Genomic DNA, 13,746 nt, shown 5'->3' on the forward strand with positions numbered 1-13,746 from the left:
GAAAGCGATGAACGGGATCAGGGGTTGGAAAGGGCTGAAGGGGGTGGCGTGGCTGGGCCTGGTACTGGCGGTGGCCCTGTTGGGTTGGAACATAATCGCCGGAGGTGGAGCGATGGCCAGTCCTGGTGAGGGATCCCGAATGTTGACGGTTACAGGGCAGGGATCGGTCTCGGTGGAGAACTCCATTGCCCTCATTCGCTTGGGGGTGGTGATCCAGGGGGAGACGGCGCAATCGGTACAACAACAGGTGGCAGAACGCTCAGAGCGGCTGGTCAATCGCCTCAAGGAGCTGCAAGTAGGCGCTCTACAAACCACCGGCATTTCCCTCTACCCGCAATACGACTATCGGGATGGCCAACCTCGCCTAACGGGTGTACAGGGGCAAAACAGTCTGCAATTCGAGGTGCCTGTGGCCAGAGCTGGGCAAGTGCTGGACGAAGCTGTGGCCGCCGGAGCCACCCAGGTGGAATCGGTCAGTTTCCGGGCCGATGAAGCCACCCTGTTGGAGGCGCGCAGCCGAGCCCTAACCCAAGCCGTGCAAGATGCCCAACGTCAAGCCCAGGATGTGCTGGGGGCCTTGAACCTGAGCATCCGTTCCGTCGAGCGCATCCAGATTCAGAGCGATGGCTACATGATCCCGCCGCCGATCCCCTTTGCCCGCGCCGACTATGCCCGTCTAGAAACAGCATCCACACCGGTGGAGGGGGGACAGCAAACCGTGCGCGCCCAAGTCACCCTCGAGCTCCGTTACTAAGCCTCTGCTCTGTTGCTGGAATGATTCACAAATGTTCACCGCATGGATTTCAGCTCTCCCGCCAAAAGATTCCTACTCAGGGCAAGCCTTGGACAGCAACAGACACCGGCTCCGCAATGATCTGTCAATAATCCAATTACTTGGTTATGGTCATTCCAAACTAGATTGAGACACTCCCCAGGCGTTCCGCACTGCTGCCCAAGCGCTCCGCGCTGCTTCTGGAAACCACCCTCACATCCAACCCCTCCCCCAGAAGGAGTCAGCCCTCACCCCCAACCCCTCTCCCTCTGGGAGAGGGGAGTTGGGAAGCGATGCAACAGAAATGTTTCATTCCTGTTTATTTAAATGACTATAATTTAACCAACTCGGCAAAGTTGAAGCGGCTGCTGTTTGCTACCGCATTAGAATAACGATGGAAAGTTGCGGGTAGTTTGCTTTCCCGGATTTTCTCGCCATCCTGCCTCAGTTTGTCTATGGATCCCAGACCGGAGAGCGCTAGTGCAGCTCCTGCGCCTGAGAAGGCGAAACTCGTCTCTGGCAGAAGTCAAGACGGCAGTCTGCAAGCCCGTGTACTGATTGTGGATGATAGCTACATGGTGGCAGAGATGCTGTCCAACTTTTTGGGCAAGCAGGGCTGCAGTATTTCTTATGCTTTGGATGGCCTCTCCGCGCTGGAGCAAATTCGCCGCCAACCCCCAGATCTGATCATTGCCGATTGGGTCATGCCCTCCCTGAACGGCCTAGACCTGTGCCGTCAACTGCGGCAACTGCCGGAATATGCTTGGGTGTACTACATCATTATGACTGCCCGCGAGGGCAACGATAGCATGGAGCGGGCTTTGGAGGCAGGCGCCGATGAGTTTCTCTCCAAACCCTTTCAGGCTGCAGAGCTGCTGACGCGGGTGCGGGCAGGGCTGCGCATTGTAGAAAGTCGCCGCCAGCAATATCTGCTCAAAACCGGGCAAAAATCTCCTCCCTCTCCCCCCAAGTCGATTGGTTTGGAGGTGGGTAGCCGTCAAGATTTGGTGGCTCGTTTGCCGCTGCGGGTGGCCCAGGCCCGTGCCCAATCGGAACCCCTCAGCTTGTTTGTGCTGCGCTTGGCCAACCTCGGTTCTCTGGCACAAGGGCTGGATGCTGACGGTCGGGCTGATCTGCTCAAACTGTTTAGGGAGCGTTTGGCCAATAACCTGCGCGATGGAGACGACCTGTTTTGCTACGACGAGGGGCAGTTTATCATTCTGCTGCCGGGGAGCACCTTGGCTGCTGCGCAAATGGCTGCCGAACGCTGCTGTCAGCGGATGATTCAGGATCCCTTTGTGGTGAATGGGCGGGCGCTGCCGGTACAGCTCCAGTTTGGAGCGGCCAGCCTCATGGACAGCGATGATCCCAAGGGGGTGGCTCTGTTGCGTCGGGCTGCCCAGGCTATGCGAGATAGCAGGAATGTGCACAGCTCGGTGGTGACTGCTCCCCATCCCATCCCAGTTTCCGACCGCGTCAGCGGAACGGAGTCCTCAGAGCTGCTGAAACGCCTGCAGCGTCTGGAAAAAGAAAACGCCGAACTGCGCCGAGAGCTGGAGACTCGCCTTAGGCAGATTGAGGATCTCCGCCAACACCATCAAGAGCTGAGTCGAAAGATGCAGGCTCCTGCACCGGAGTCAACCACAGCGGGATCCCTGGCCCATAGACCCTTCCGCTTGCGGCGGCGAAAACTCCGGCAGCTTTGTCTGAAGCGTCAACTGAGCCGTAGAAGACCGCGCCTGGCCTTGGGGCGGCTGAGCAGGTAGTGATGGGCTGAGCGAACGGGAGAGACGGAAGGGAGGTGCAAAAGGCTATGATGGGCATTCTTCAGGGTCAAGTGGCCGGATCTGGGATCTGGAGACCAGCAGGAAGATGGTTCCTAAACAACATTGAGCTCATCTTGACGGCGGTAGGAATAGGGGTGATTCTGCTAAGTGGTTTTGTGGCCAGCCGCAGCGCTTTTAAGGACTCGGTCCCGCTGACGCGAACGGTGGAGATGGCAACGGCGGTCAGCGCCACTTTGGTAGGGGTCGTCCACGGGATCCTCTTTTGGCTGTTGCGACGGCGACAAAGATGGGTAAGGCAGGAGGCAATCCGACAGATTCGGGAAATGCTGGAAGATTTGGGCAAAAACCGCCTGCAAACCATCAAGATGAGCTTGTACATGGTGCAGGCGCGTCAACCGGAACAGGAAGAGCGAACCCGAAAAAGCTTTGACCGCGTTTACCAGATCCTGGCGGAGATGAGCACCTTGATCGACCACATTTCGGAAGAATCGTTGGCCGACTGGCGCCATCGCTACCGGCAGACTCTGCAGCGGGTTGAGTCGGAGTCTCAGTAGTTTTTAAATCGTCTTTAAATCTTGAGTGGCTTAAGGGATCCCTTGAGGAGTTGGCTGAGCCGGTGGACGGTCGGATTTCGGGAAGCACCCAATTGCTTGGTCTGGTTGGGGATCCGGTGGCCCACAGCTTATCCCCGGCCATGCACAATGCTGCTTTGGCAGCTATGGGGGAAAACTATTGCTATGTGCCGTTTCCGGTGGCTCCAAAACACTTGGCGGCGGCGGTGGCAGGGCTGGCGGCCATCGGGGTGCGGGGGTTTAATGTGACGATTCCTCACAAACAGGCCATTCTCCCTTTGCTCGATCAGATTGAATCGCGGGCAGCAGCAGTGGGGGCGGTGAATACGGTTTACCCCTTGCCAGAGGGCGGGTGGGCGGGCACCAATACCGATATCGATGGCTTTGTCCAGCCTTTGCTGGACCTGGAAAAAGGGATCCCTACTCTCATTCTGGGATCCGGGGGGGCAGCGCGGGCGGCCATCCAAGGCTGTTTGGAGTTGGGGCTGGGGCCGGTGCGGGTGGCGGGGCGATCCCCCAACTCATTGCTGGCCTTGCAACAGACCTGGCCTCAGGTGGAGACGGTGAACTGGGCGGAGTTGAATTGCTATCTACCTCAGACGCGGCTTTTGGTCAACACCACCCCCGTGGGCATGCACAAGCCGGGATCCCCTGGCGGTCAGGAGCTCTCTCCCCTGAGCCGGGAGCAACTGGGCCTGCTGTCTCCAGGTGCCATCGTCTACGACCTGATCTATGTGCCGGATCCCACTCCTCTGCTGCGGATGGCCGCCGAGTTGGGCTATACCCCCATCAGTGGGCTGGAGATGCTGGTTCACCAGGGGGCCAAGGCTCTATCGCTTTGGCTGGGAGGCAAGCCTGTGCCGGTGGAGGTGATGCGGCAGGCAGCTCAACACCAGTTGGCCCAGGTTTAGGGTCACTCCAGGCCAGTTGGAAGCCCTCTCTCAAGGTGTAATGAGATAACAACAACTACCGGGCTAGCAATCCAAGGTTGTTTCCCGCTCCCAGGGCGTGATCTGACGGTTGTATTCCTGCCACTGTTGGCGTTTGAGCTTGAGGTAGGCATTCACAAAGGGATCCCCCAGCCTGCTACGGAACAGGGTACTTTGGTCTAAATGGTTGAGGGCTTCGACCAAAGAGCCGGGCAACGTTTGGGCATTGGGGAGGGGATCGGTGTAGGCGTTGTTGTCACAGCGGGGGCCAGGATCCCGTTGGTGTTGGATCCCGTCCAGGCCGGCGGCAATGAGACCGGCAGCCAAAAGGTAGGGATTGGCAGCAGCATCGGCCAAACGCAGTTCAAACCGCCCGGCATCCGGGATCCGAATGGCGTGGGTGCGATTATTGCCGCTGTAGCTGATCGTATTGGGAGACCAGGTGGCTCCAGAGAGGGTGACAGGGGCATTGAGGCGACGATAAGAATTGACCGTCGGGTTGGTGAGGGCACACAAAGCAGGCGCATGGTGCAGCACCCCGCCGATGAAGTGATAGGCCAGTTGAGAAAGCCCCAATTCCCCTTGGGGATCGGCGAATAGGTTTTGCTCCCCCTGCCAAAGAGAAATATGGGTGTGGCAGCCGTTGCCCGTCAGATGGGCAAAGGGTTTGGGCATGAAGGTAGCTCGATAGCCATGCTTTTCGGCAATGCTTTTCACCATGTATTTGAAAAAGGCGTGGCGATCAGCCGTAACTAGGGCATCGTCAAACCGCCAGTTCATTTCAAATTGGCCGTTGGCATCTTCGTGATCGTTTTGATAGGGATCCCAGCCCAGCTTCTGCATGCCATCGCAGATGTCCCGGATCACCGAGAAACGCCGCATCAAACTTTGCTGGTCATAGCAGGGCTTGGCCTGCCGGTCGCGCTCATCGGAAATGGCCCACTCTTCGGGCGACAGAAGCATGAACTCGCATTCGATCCCCGTCTTGACTTGAAAGCCCATGGCTTCTGCTTGGGACAACACCTTCTTCAATACCCAGCGGGGGGTTTGTGGCAAGGGATCCCCGTTGACCTGAATTAGATCGGCAGGCATCCAGGCCACTTCCGGCTGCCAGGGCAGTTGAAACAGGCGCTCGCGCTCCGGCTGGGCAAACACATCGGGATCCGCTGGAGTCAAGTCCAACCAGGCAGCAAACCCGGCAAATCCAGCCTGACCCTCTGCCATGAAGTCGATAACTGAAGCAGGCACCAGCTTGGCCCGTTGGATCCCAAGCAGGTCGGTAAAAGAGAGCAGAAAGTAGCCGATCCCTTGGGCGCGGGCAATTTCAGAAAGCGGCTGTGTCATGTACCCAAGCTAGGTCTTGGCCTCAGGTAGAGGTGTGTCTTTCCGCACAAAAATAGATCTTTAATAGATCTTTATCAAAAGAAACGGCCAGGAAGACAAACACCGCCATTTGTATTCGCCCAGGGTTGCGCAGCAATGGGAAAATTCTCCCCTGGCCAACAATTACCCGTTGATGTTCCTTCCCGCTTTTGAGTCAGCCCAGATGGTTGCCAAGGCGGGGTGGAAGTTGAATGCCAAGAGGGCCAGCAAGCCATCGTTTCGAGCAGTACCTCTGGGCATGAAGGCCGGGGCGTCTGCGCCGTGGCTCCCTCAGTGAAAGTGAATTAGGATGGGAAAGCGTGGTTTTGCCGTGTCGGCCCGCTTATTCTTCTCTTGGGTAGGTCTGGAGCAGCGCAGATGGCAGTTTACGAGGGCAATTTTGTTCAGACGGAGGATCTGCGTCTGGCCATTGTCATCGGTCGGTTTAACGACCTAATCACCGGCAAATTGTTGGAAGGGTGCCAGGACGCGCTGAAGCGGCATGGTGTGGATGTCGGCCCGGAGAGCAAGCAGGTGGACTACTACTGGGTGCCGGGCAGTTTTGAGGTGCCTTTGCTGGCCCACCAACTGGCCCAATCTCGCCGTTATGATGCCATTATCTGCCTGGGGGCAGTGATTCGCGGGCAAACTCCCCACTTCGACTATGTGGCGGCGGAGGTCTCCAAAGGCATTGCGGCGGCAGGATTTCGTACCGGCGTGCCGGTCATTTTCGGGATCCTCACCGCCGATACCCTGCAGCAGGCTCTGGAGCGGGCCGGGGTCAAGAGCAACAAAGGTTGGGAATACGCCATGAGTGCCCTGGAGATGGCGACGCTGATGCGCCAAGTTGCCCCCGTGCTCCAAGGCAGCTACGGCCACAGCGGCAACGGGGCCGGATCCCGTCCGTCTCTGCCCGGTGGAGCGGAAGCCCTGCAGTCTACCCTGGACAGCGCTGCCTATTGAGGGCGGGTGAGCCGAGTCAGCACTTCGTTGGAGCGCTGCACAAAGGCCCGCGCGGCTGCTGGATCAAAGCTTTTCTGGGTAATCAAAGCCAAATCGTAGATGTGATTGCAGATGAGGTGAACCAAGTCGGGATCCCGCCCCCGATCGGCAAGAGATTGCAGGTTTTGGATGAGGGGATGGGCCGTGTTCAGAACCAGGGTGTGCTCTTCCAGAAACTCCAGCGGCTTTTGCTGGATGACGGCGTTGAGCTCCTGCAGGCGCCGCAGCGTCTCCGGTAGCAAGATCATGGCCGGAACCGACTCCGATTTAAGGGCTTCTGCTTGGATCTGCAACTTGTCTTTGCCCAGGGCCTGCCGAAAGAGATCGACCAACTTTTGGCTGCGGGTTTTTTGCGTGACCGGATCCACAATTTCGGCGGCTTTGTCTTTATCCACCAGCGTTTCATCCAGCTCAGAGTCCACCCGCTTAAATTGGATCCCTTCTTCTTTGTATTCCCGCTCCAAAAAGCTGCTGAAGTGGCTGTCGATCCAGCTATCCAGCATGATCACTTCCAGTCCTTGAGAGCGGTGGAGATCGATGTAGGCACTCTGGGCAGCCTCATCGGTGGCGTAGTAAACTCGCTTGTTTTGCCTATCGCGGGTGCGCTCTAGGTATGCTTTCAGGGTCACATATTCGGGTTTATCGGCAGGGGATCCGGCCACTCGGAAAATGAGAATATCCTTAATCTGGGCAAAGAACTTGTCGTTGTTCATCGCCCCAAACTTCATAAAGAGGCTGATGTCGGGCCAGACCTTGACGTATTTTTCGTAATCTTCCCTGTATAGTTCATTGAGACGATCCGCCACCTTTTTGGCAACGTGATCCCCAATGCGTCTTACGGTGCGGTCATTTTGCAAGAAGCTGCGAGAGACGTTGAGGGGAATATCCGGACTGTCGATGGCCCCCCGCAGAGGTAGGAGGAACTTGGGGATAACTTCCTCACAGTTATCTTGGACAAAGACTTGATTGCAGAACAGCTTGACTTGACCCTTGGTGGGATCAATATCTGGGCGCAACTTGGGAAAATAGAGGATCCCTTGCACGATGAAGGGATAGTCGGTGTTGATGTGCACCCAGAAATGGGGATCCTCTTGAAAGGGATAGAGGTAGCGATAAAACTCTAGGTAATCCTCATCTTTGAGTTCGGAAGGTGAAGTTCTCCACAGGGGCTTTTGCTTGTTGATCACTTCCCCGTTTAACTTGATGGGAACGGGGATGAAATCGCAGTATTTACGAACCAATTCCCGAATGCGGCTTGGCTCCAGGTATTCTTCGTTTTCGGGGGTGATGTGAAGGGTAACGGTGGTGCCGATGCTGGAGCGCTCAGAATCGGAGAGGGTAAAAGTAGTGGTGCCGTCACAAGCCCACTTCACCGGCGTGCTGCCGGGCCGATAGGAGAGGGTGTCGATCTCCACCCGCTGCGACACCATAAAAGAGGAGTAGAATCCTAGACCAAAGTGGCCAATGATTGCTTGCTCTGCGTCTTTGCCCTTGTACTTTTGAATGAACTCTTCAGCGCTGGAAAAAGCCACCTGGTTGATGTATTTTTTCACTTCCTCGGCAGTCATGCCAATGCCGTTATCGGCCACCGCTAAGGTCTTGGCCTCCTTGTTGAGGGCAATCGTAATCTCCGGCTCTGGGAGATCTGCCACTTCGCCGGCAAGGCTGGCCATCTTCAGCTTGGTGATGGCATCAGCAGCATTGGAGATCAGCTCCCGCAAGAAGATCTCTCGATCCGAGTAGAGAGACTGCTTGATGATGGGAAAGATGTTCTCGGTGTGGATGGTGATGGATCCCTGTTCCAGCACGGTCATAGGTGGCTCAGCACTCAAACAAGCTCAGTGCTAATCTACAGAGACCGAAAAGTCCCCGACAAGCAGGCTCTTTTTCGGAAATCCGCACTCGCAACCGAACCGGCTCTCTAGAGCTGAGCTGCTCCGGGCGGAGCTTGGGCTTGGCCGTTCCCATCAGTGGTGCGGAGCGCTTCATCCAAAGCAAGTTGTTGGGCCCAATCCTGGCCGATCCGAATGGTGACGTCGGAGTTGAGAACGCCAGTAGATTCTACCCGCACTTCTCCCAGGCCAATGGCGGCGCGGATCTGTTTAGCCCCCTCCCGATCCCCGCTCTGGGCGAGGATCTCCGTTTGCTGCAGCACCTGAGTGCTGTCTTCCACGGCAAAAGCATGGACGTATCCTTGCCTCACCAATTCTTGCACCATACGGCGGGCCATCCCCGGCTCTCCGGTTGCGTTTTGCACGGCTATGCGCAGGCGGTGTGGAGGAATGCGGGCTACCTCTGCCTCCAGGCCAAAGTGGGAGACGGCCACCCGTCGGATCCCGGCTGGATCCGGCAGCCAGTAGCTGGTGGAGAATTCTCCCGGCTGGCTGAAGCGGCCCGGCAACAGCACCAGGTCGATGCGATCGCCCCCAGAGGTGAGGACAAACTTGGCCAAGCTCAGAACCTCTTCCCAGGTGAGGTTGGTATCGAGGTTGGTGCGGATAACCTGCAAAATCTTTGGGATCCGCGGCCAGACAGCAGGGGAGAGCAGTTCCCGGCTCAGGGCCCGCAGCAATTCCTGTTGCCGTTGCACCCGACCGATATCCCCCAATCCCAGGTGATCGCGGCGAAAGCGGGCAAAGTGGTGGGCTTGTTCCCCGTTGAGGCGTTGCCAGCCGGGTTCCAGGTGGATAAACAACTGCTGGGTGTGATCCACGTATTGCATCGGTTCCGGCACGTAGATTTCCACGCCGCCCACCGCGTCGATCAGCTTTTCCAGAGCGTCGGTATTGAGGCGAATGTAGCGGTCAATCGGGATCCCACCCATCAAGTGGCTGACCACCTGGGCCGTCAGCGCCGGGCCCCCTGCCAAGTTGGCAGCATTGATCTTGGTCACGCCAAAGCCGGGCAAGCGCACACGAGTATCGCGGGGGATGGACAAAACGGTAATCCGCCGCGCCTGGGGATCAAAGCGGGCCAAGAGAATGGTGTCGCTGCGGGTGTGGAAGCGATCTCGCTCTGTGGGCAAGGGCAGGGTGGGATCCGGGTTGTCCGTGCCGAGAATGAGGATATGCAACGAGCGATCCAGAGCCGCAGCCCGTAAGGCATCGGGACGGAAGGCTTCTTGTTCTGCAGGTGTGAGGGAAGTTGGGATCACCTGACGGGGCAACATCACGGCCAGGAGGGCACCGGCAGAACCCGCCAACACAGCCGTGAACCCCAACAACAGCCAGAGGATCCCCTGACGAATAGCCTGCTGACGAGCTGCGCGGACACGGTCAGGACGGGGGGGATAGTGGAAGGAGGGCATCAGGTCAGACCAGGCCTCGCGAGCGCGTACAGGAAAGGGTGTACTGTCTGGGTGGTATTGCCAACCCCACCAATTCAAGGCCATGTTATCCCATCCTTATTCCTTAGAGTTGTCTAGACCCAACTTCACAGTGGGATCCCTGCAGCCGTTGTCGGGAAAGTCAGAGGTGCATCTTTGGCTGCAGACAGTCCCCCCGTTGGAGAAGTTGCTCCCCCAGCTCGGCCTTCTTTCCCCTGAAGAATGTCGGCGGGCAGAGCGTTTACAACTGCCGGCAGATCGGCGCCGCTTTCTGGCCGGTCGTCTTGGGTTGCGGAGCTTGCTCAGCCGCTACAGCGGCATTCCACCCCAGGCGATCCCCCTCGACCACAGTTCTACCGGCAAACCCTACTGGCGGGATCCACCCCTGCCGCTGCAGTTTAACCTCAGCCACTCCCACGAGCGCGTCCTGATCGGCCTGAGATGGCAATACCGCATTGGAGTGGATCTGGAATGGGTTCGACCTGTGCTCCGCTGGCAGCGCATCGCCCAACGCTATTTTTCGGCTGCTGAGCAGGGCCGTTTGGCCAGCTGTCCAGCTCCAGAGCGGGATGCCCTTTTCTTTCAAATGTGGACACAAAAGGAGGCGCTCCTGAAGGGAACAGGCAGGGGTCTGGCCGGCTCTGCAGCTTTGGGCGAGGACTCCCGCTGGGTGACCTTACCGCTTCAGGTTGCCGGTGGCTACGCCGCTGCGGTAGCCCTTGAAATAAGGAAAGACGGAGAGGAAGCCCCAGCCGTGCAGCTCTACGAGGATGTGGATGGCTAGACAGGGCAGAAGGGAATCAAAACCTCTCCGCCTAGAGATGCTATCTTGAATTTCCAGGCTACTCGCAGAGGAGTGAGAAGGGAGGAGTGAGAAGTGAGAAGGAGAAATCTCTTCTCTTTGCTCTTTTCTCTCTCCTCGTTGCTCTTTTCTCTTTGCTCTTTCCTCTCTCCTCGTTGTTGCAATGTTAAACAGGTTCTGTCATTTCCTGGTGCTGGGAATCTGGCTATCGGCCCTCATGATTGGGATCCCTGGCCTGGCGCAGGCGCGGGATCTCTCCAGACAAACGCCGCAGGAGAAGGTTATTGAGTTGGGTACTGCCGACAATCAGTTGGTGTTTGCGCCCAAGGAACTGTCTTTTCACAACGGCAGCCTCTACCGTCTTCGCCTGAGCAACCCCAGCCAATTGAAACATTATTTCAGCGCCAAAGATTTTGCCGATGCCGTTTGGACCCGTAAGTTGGACGTGGCCGGCGTGGAAATTAAGGGCCAGATCCGAGAATTGGAACTGAAGCCAGGCGCTTCGGTGGAGTGGCAATTTATTCCCCTGAAATCTGGAGTCTACGCTTTGGTTTGCACCATTCCCGGCCATGCAGAAGCAGGTATGGTGGGGCAGATTACCATCGGCGATTGAGATCCTCTTCCTGGGCTACCCGGCCAAAAGGGGATAGAAAAGAGAAAGACGCTGCCAGGCCAATCCATGAAAAACCCGCTCACGCCCAAAGCCCTTCGCGCTGCCGACGCGAACGCGGAACACTGGACTCGGGGATGCCAGGCAGCCCCCCCTCGAAAGAGCAGGCTCTCCCTTTCGGAACGGGTTGCTGGCTATGCCATAGCGCTTCTCTCCCTCACTGCTGTCCACGGGATCCGCTACTACAACGAACCACAACTGACCGTCGGCAGCCGTTCTCCGCAGACGTTTCTCGCCCCTGCTGCGGCGGAGATTGAAGATGTGGAGGCTACCCAGGCCCGACAAGCTGAGGCGCGACGGCGGGTGGTTCAGGCCCTCAAAATCAACAGCACCGCCAACGACAGCATGCGGCAAAACCTGGAGGGTCTCCTGGCTGAGGTGGAAGCCATCCGACAAGAGGCAGGGCCTCTGCCCTATGTTTCTGTCCAGTTGCTGTCTCTGCCAACGCAGATCTACCTGCGCCAGCTTTCCCCGGAGGAGTGGGAACCCTTCCAGGCTCGCGCCCGACAAGAGGCCATCCGCGGAGCCACCCCATCTCCTTCAGAAGAGCCCTCTTCTGGGCGACCGGAGCAGCTTCCTCCGGAGCAGCGGGCCAAGCAAGAGCTTGTCGAGGTTTGGCAGCGGGTCTGGTTGGACGGATCGGCCACCCAGATGGCGGCGACGGATCCCTATACCCAGTTGATTGCCCAGGTGGAAGCGGCGCAGCAGCGCTATCGGGCAGCTTTGCCGGCTCTGGAGCAGCTCACCCCCCCTGTCCCGGCCACCGTTCTCAACTTGGCAGATGCGGATTGGCAGCATTTGCAAACCTTGAGCCGGCGGGTCTTGGAGCGCCTGCAGAAGATAGGGATTGTGGATGGCCTGCCCCGCGAAGTTCGCGCCGAAGGGATCCAAGCCCAACTGGACGATTTGATGTTTCCGGGCAATGCTGCCCAACGACAGGAGCTGCAGGCCCTGGTCTATCAGTGGCTGCAGCAGGTGCTCATTCCCAATGTGGAGGTGGATCCCCAGCGCACCGAGCAGCGCATCCGCGCCGAGCTGGAAAAAGTCGAGCCGGTTCTGATCTCGGTTGCCGAGAACCAGGTGATCGTGCGAGCAGATCAGCTCATCACTCCCGAAATTTTTCTCATCTTGGATCACTTTGGGCTTACCCAGCGCGGGATCAACGTCTGGGGCTTGGTGGGGGTGGCCGGCGTGATGGGCCTGGGCCTGGCTGTCTTTGTGCCTCTGCAGCAACGCTTGCGGCCAGGGTTGCGCCGCCGGGATCGGGTGTTGATCCTCATAGTTTCCCTGACCGCTCCCCTTTTGGCGGCCTTGTTCAAGCTGGAGTTCAGCTCCCTGCCGGCGGTGGGGCTGTTGCTGGGCAGTTTTTACGGGGCAGGGCTGGGCCTGGTGGTGGTGGTGGGCCAGGCGTTGTTTTTGCCCTTGGTCTCCTCTGCCAACCTGCTCACCGTCGTGCCCTTGTTGTCCGGCAGTGTGGTGGCCTCTGCCTTGGCCGGGCGTTCCCGCTCCCGAGAAGAGCTGGCCTTGCTGGGGGGAGGAGCGGCAGCGGTGCAGATGCTGGCCTACGGGGCGGTTAGCTTGGCCACCACCGGTGGCATCGACCTGTTGGCCATGGCTTTGGCAGGGGGAACCAGCTTGGGATGGAGCATTGTTGCCCTGGGAGCCAGCCCCTACCTGGAGCGCCTATTTGACTTAGCCACCCCCATTCGTCTGATCGAGTTGAGCAATCCCAATCGCACGCTGCTGCGGCGGCTGGCTGCAGAGGCCCCCGGCACCTTCCAGCACACTCTGCTTGTGGCCACTTTGGCAGAACGGGCTGCCCAGAAGCTGAACCTCAACGTGGAGCTGGTGCGCACCGGCACTCTTTACCACGACATCGGCAAGATGCTGCAGGCCCGCTACTTCATCGAGAACCAGATGGGCAGCCTCAACCCCCACACCCAACTGGACGATCCCTATCGCAGTGCTCAGATTATCAAGGCCCACGTCAGCGATGGCTTGCGCCTGGCCAAGCAATATAATCTGCCTACCGCCGTCCAGGCGTTTATCCCTGAGCACCAGGGGACGATCCTGATTGCCTATTTCTACCATCAAGCCCAGATGAAAGCCGGGGGTCAGCCCGTACCCGAAGAGCCGTTCCGCTACGATGGCCCGATCCCCCAGAGCAAGGAGACGGGGGTGGTGATGATGGCCGATGCCTGTGAAGCCGCCCTGCGCAGCATGACTCTGAGCGATGGCTTCGGTCCCGATGTGGTCGAGCGGGCAAAGGCTGTTGTCCGCAAAATTGCCCAGGCCCGCTGGCAAGATGGCCAGTTGGTTGATAGTGGGCTGACGCTGGAGGATTTGGAGGTGGTGGCAGACGCTTTCGTGGAGGTCTGGCGGGAATCCAACCACGAGCGCATCCCCTACCCCAGTTTCACCCCTGCCCCCTCGCTGCCTGAGACTGCCTCTGCTCAGGCCCAGATCCCGGTGTTGATGAGCCCCTCTACGGGATCCCCTTAGCCAGGTGACCTCTCCCGTTCGCG

The 13,746-nt window shown here is 58.3% G+C and carries 11 protein-coding genes; 8 read left to right on the plus strand and 3 right to left on the minus strand.

The features are described 5' to 3' along the window. The first annotated feature begins 7 nt into the window (after positions 1-7). The 4 genes from ACVWYY_RS00090 (at position 8) to ACVWYY_RS00105 (ending at position 4,042) form a co-directional block, all read left to right on the plus strand. Complete coding sequence (locus tag ACVWYY_RS00090) at positions 8-754, plus strand: SIMPL domain-containing protein (protein WP_457439172.1); 747 nt, start codon at positions 8-10, stop codon at positions 752-754. A gap of 593 nt (positions 755-1,347) precedes the next feature. Next, the gene (locus tag ACVWYY_RS00095; protein WP_457439175.1) at positions 1,348-2,538 is read left to right on the plus strand and encodes a GGDEF domain-containing response regulator; all 1,191 of its coding nucleotides are present in this window, start codon (positions 1,348-1,350) and stop codon (positions 2,536-2,538) included. Between the two features lie 47 nt (positions 2,539-2,585). Next, positions 2,586-3,113 carry a hypothetical protein gene (locus ACVWYY_RS00100; protein WP_457439177.1) on the plus strand — a complete coding sequence of 176 codons (528 nt, stop codon included), beginning with the start codon at positions 2,586-2,588 and terminating at the stop codon, positions 3,111-3,113. A gap of 62 nt (positions 3,114-3,175) precedes the next feature. Next, positions 3,176-4,042, plus strand: a complete 867-nt coding sequence (locus ACVWYY_RS00105) for a shikimate dehydrogenase (RefSeq protein ID WP_457439288.1) — start codon at positions 3,176-3,178, stop codon at positions 4,040-4,042. A 63-nt stretch (positions 4,043-4,105) separates the two neighbouring features. On the opposite strand, the gene glnT is transcribed toward ACVWYY_RS00105, so the two are convergent. Continuing rightward, positions 4,106-5,404, minus strand: a complete 1,299-nt coding sequence (gene glnT / locus ACVWYY_RS00110) for a type III glutamate--ammonia ligase (protein ID WP_457439179.1) — start codon at positions 5,402-5,404, stop codon at positions 4,106-4,108. Positions 5,405-5,800: 396 nt separating this feature from the next. Here glnT and ribH point away from each other — a divergent pair, with 396 nt between their 5' ends. Next, complete coding sequence (gene ribH, locus ACVWYY_RS00115; protein ID WP_011432636.1) at positions 5,801-6,385, plus strand: 6,7-dimethyl-8-ribityllumazine synthase; 585 nt, start codon at positions 5,801-5,803, stop codon at positions 6,383-6,385. Here the strand turns inward: ribH and htpG are convergent. Both htpG and ACVWYY_RS00125 read right to left on the minus strand, forming a co-directional pair. After that, the gene (htpG, locus tag ACVWYY_RS00120; protein WP_457439181.1) at positions 6,379-8,238 is read right to left on the minus strand and encodes a molecular chaperone HtpG; all 1,860 of its coding nucleotides are present in this window, start codon (positions 8,236-8,238) and stop codon (positions 6,379-6,381) included. The two genes, ribH and htpG, sit on opposite strands and share 7 nt — an antisense overlap. 107 nt (positions 8,239-8,345) lie before the next feature. Continuing rightward, positions 8,346-9,815: an LCP family protein gene (locus ACVWYY_RS00125; RefSeq protein WP_457439183.1), complete on the minus strand. Its 1,470-nt coding sequence runs from the start codon at positions 9,813-9,815 to the stop codon at positions 8,346-8,348. A gap of 25 nt (positions 9,816-9,840) precedes the next feature. Here ACVWYY_RS00125 and ACVWYY_RS00130 point away from each other — a divergent pair, with 25 nt between their 5' ends. The 3 genes from ACVWYY_RS00130 to ACVWYY_RS00140 all read left to right on the plus strand — a co-directional run bounded on the left by ACVWYY_RS00130 (position 9,841) and on the right by ACVWYY_RS00140 (position 13,723). Then, complete coding sequence (locus ACVWYY_RS00130; protein ID WP_457439185.1) at positions 9,841-10,533, plus strand: 4'-phosphopantetheinyl transferase family protein; 693 nt, start codon at positions 9,841-9,843, stop codon at positions 10,531-10,533. A gap of 181 nt (positions 10,534-10,714) precedes the next feature. Further along, positions 10,715-11,164 (plus strand): plastocyanin/azurin family copper-binding protein, encoded by a 450-nt coding sequence (locus ACVWYY_RS00135; protein ID WP_457402224.1) that lies wholly within the window; start codon positions 10,715-10,717, stop codon positions 11,162-11,164. A 66-nt stretch (positions 11,165-11,230) separates the two neighbouring features. Continuing rightward, positions 11,231-13,723 (plus strand): HD family phosphohydrolase, encoded by a 2,493-nt coding sequence (locus tag ACVWYY_RS00140; RefSeq protein WP_457439187.1) that lies wholly within the window; start codon positions 11,231-11,233, stop codon positions 13,721-13,723. Positions 13,724-13,746 lie beyond the last annotated feature (23 nt).

This window comes from Thermostichus sp. MS-CIW-34, assembly GCF_054060435.1.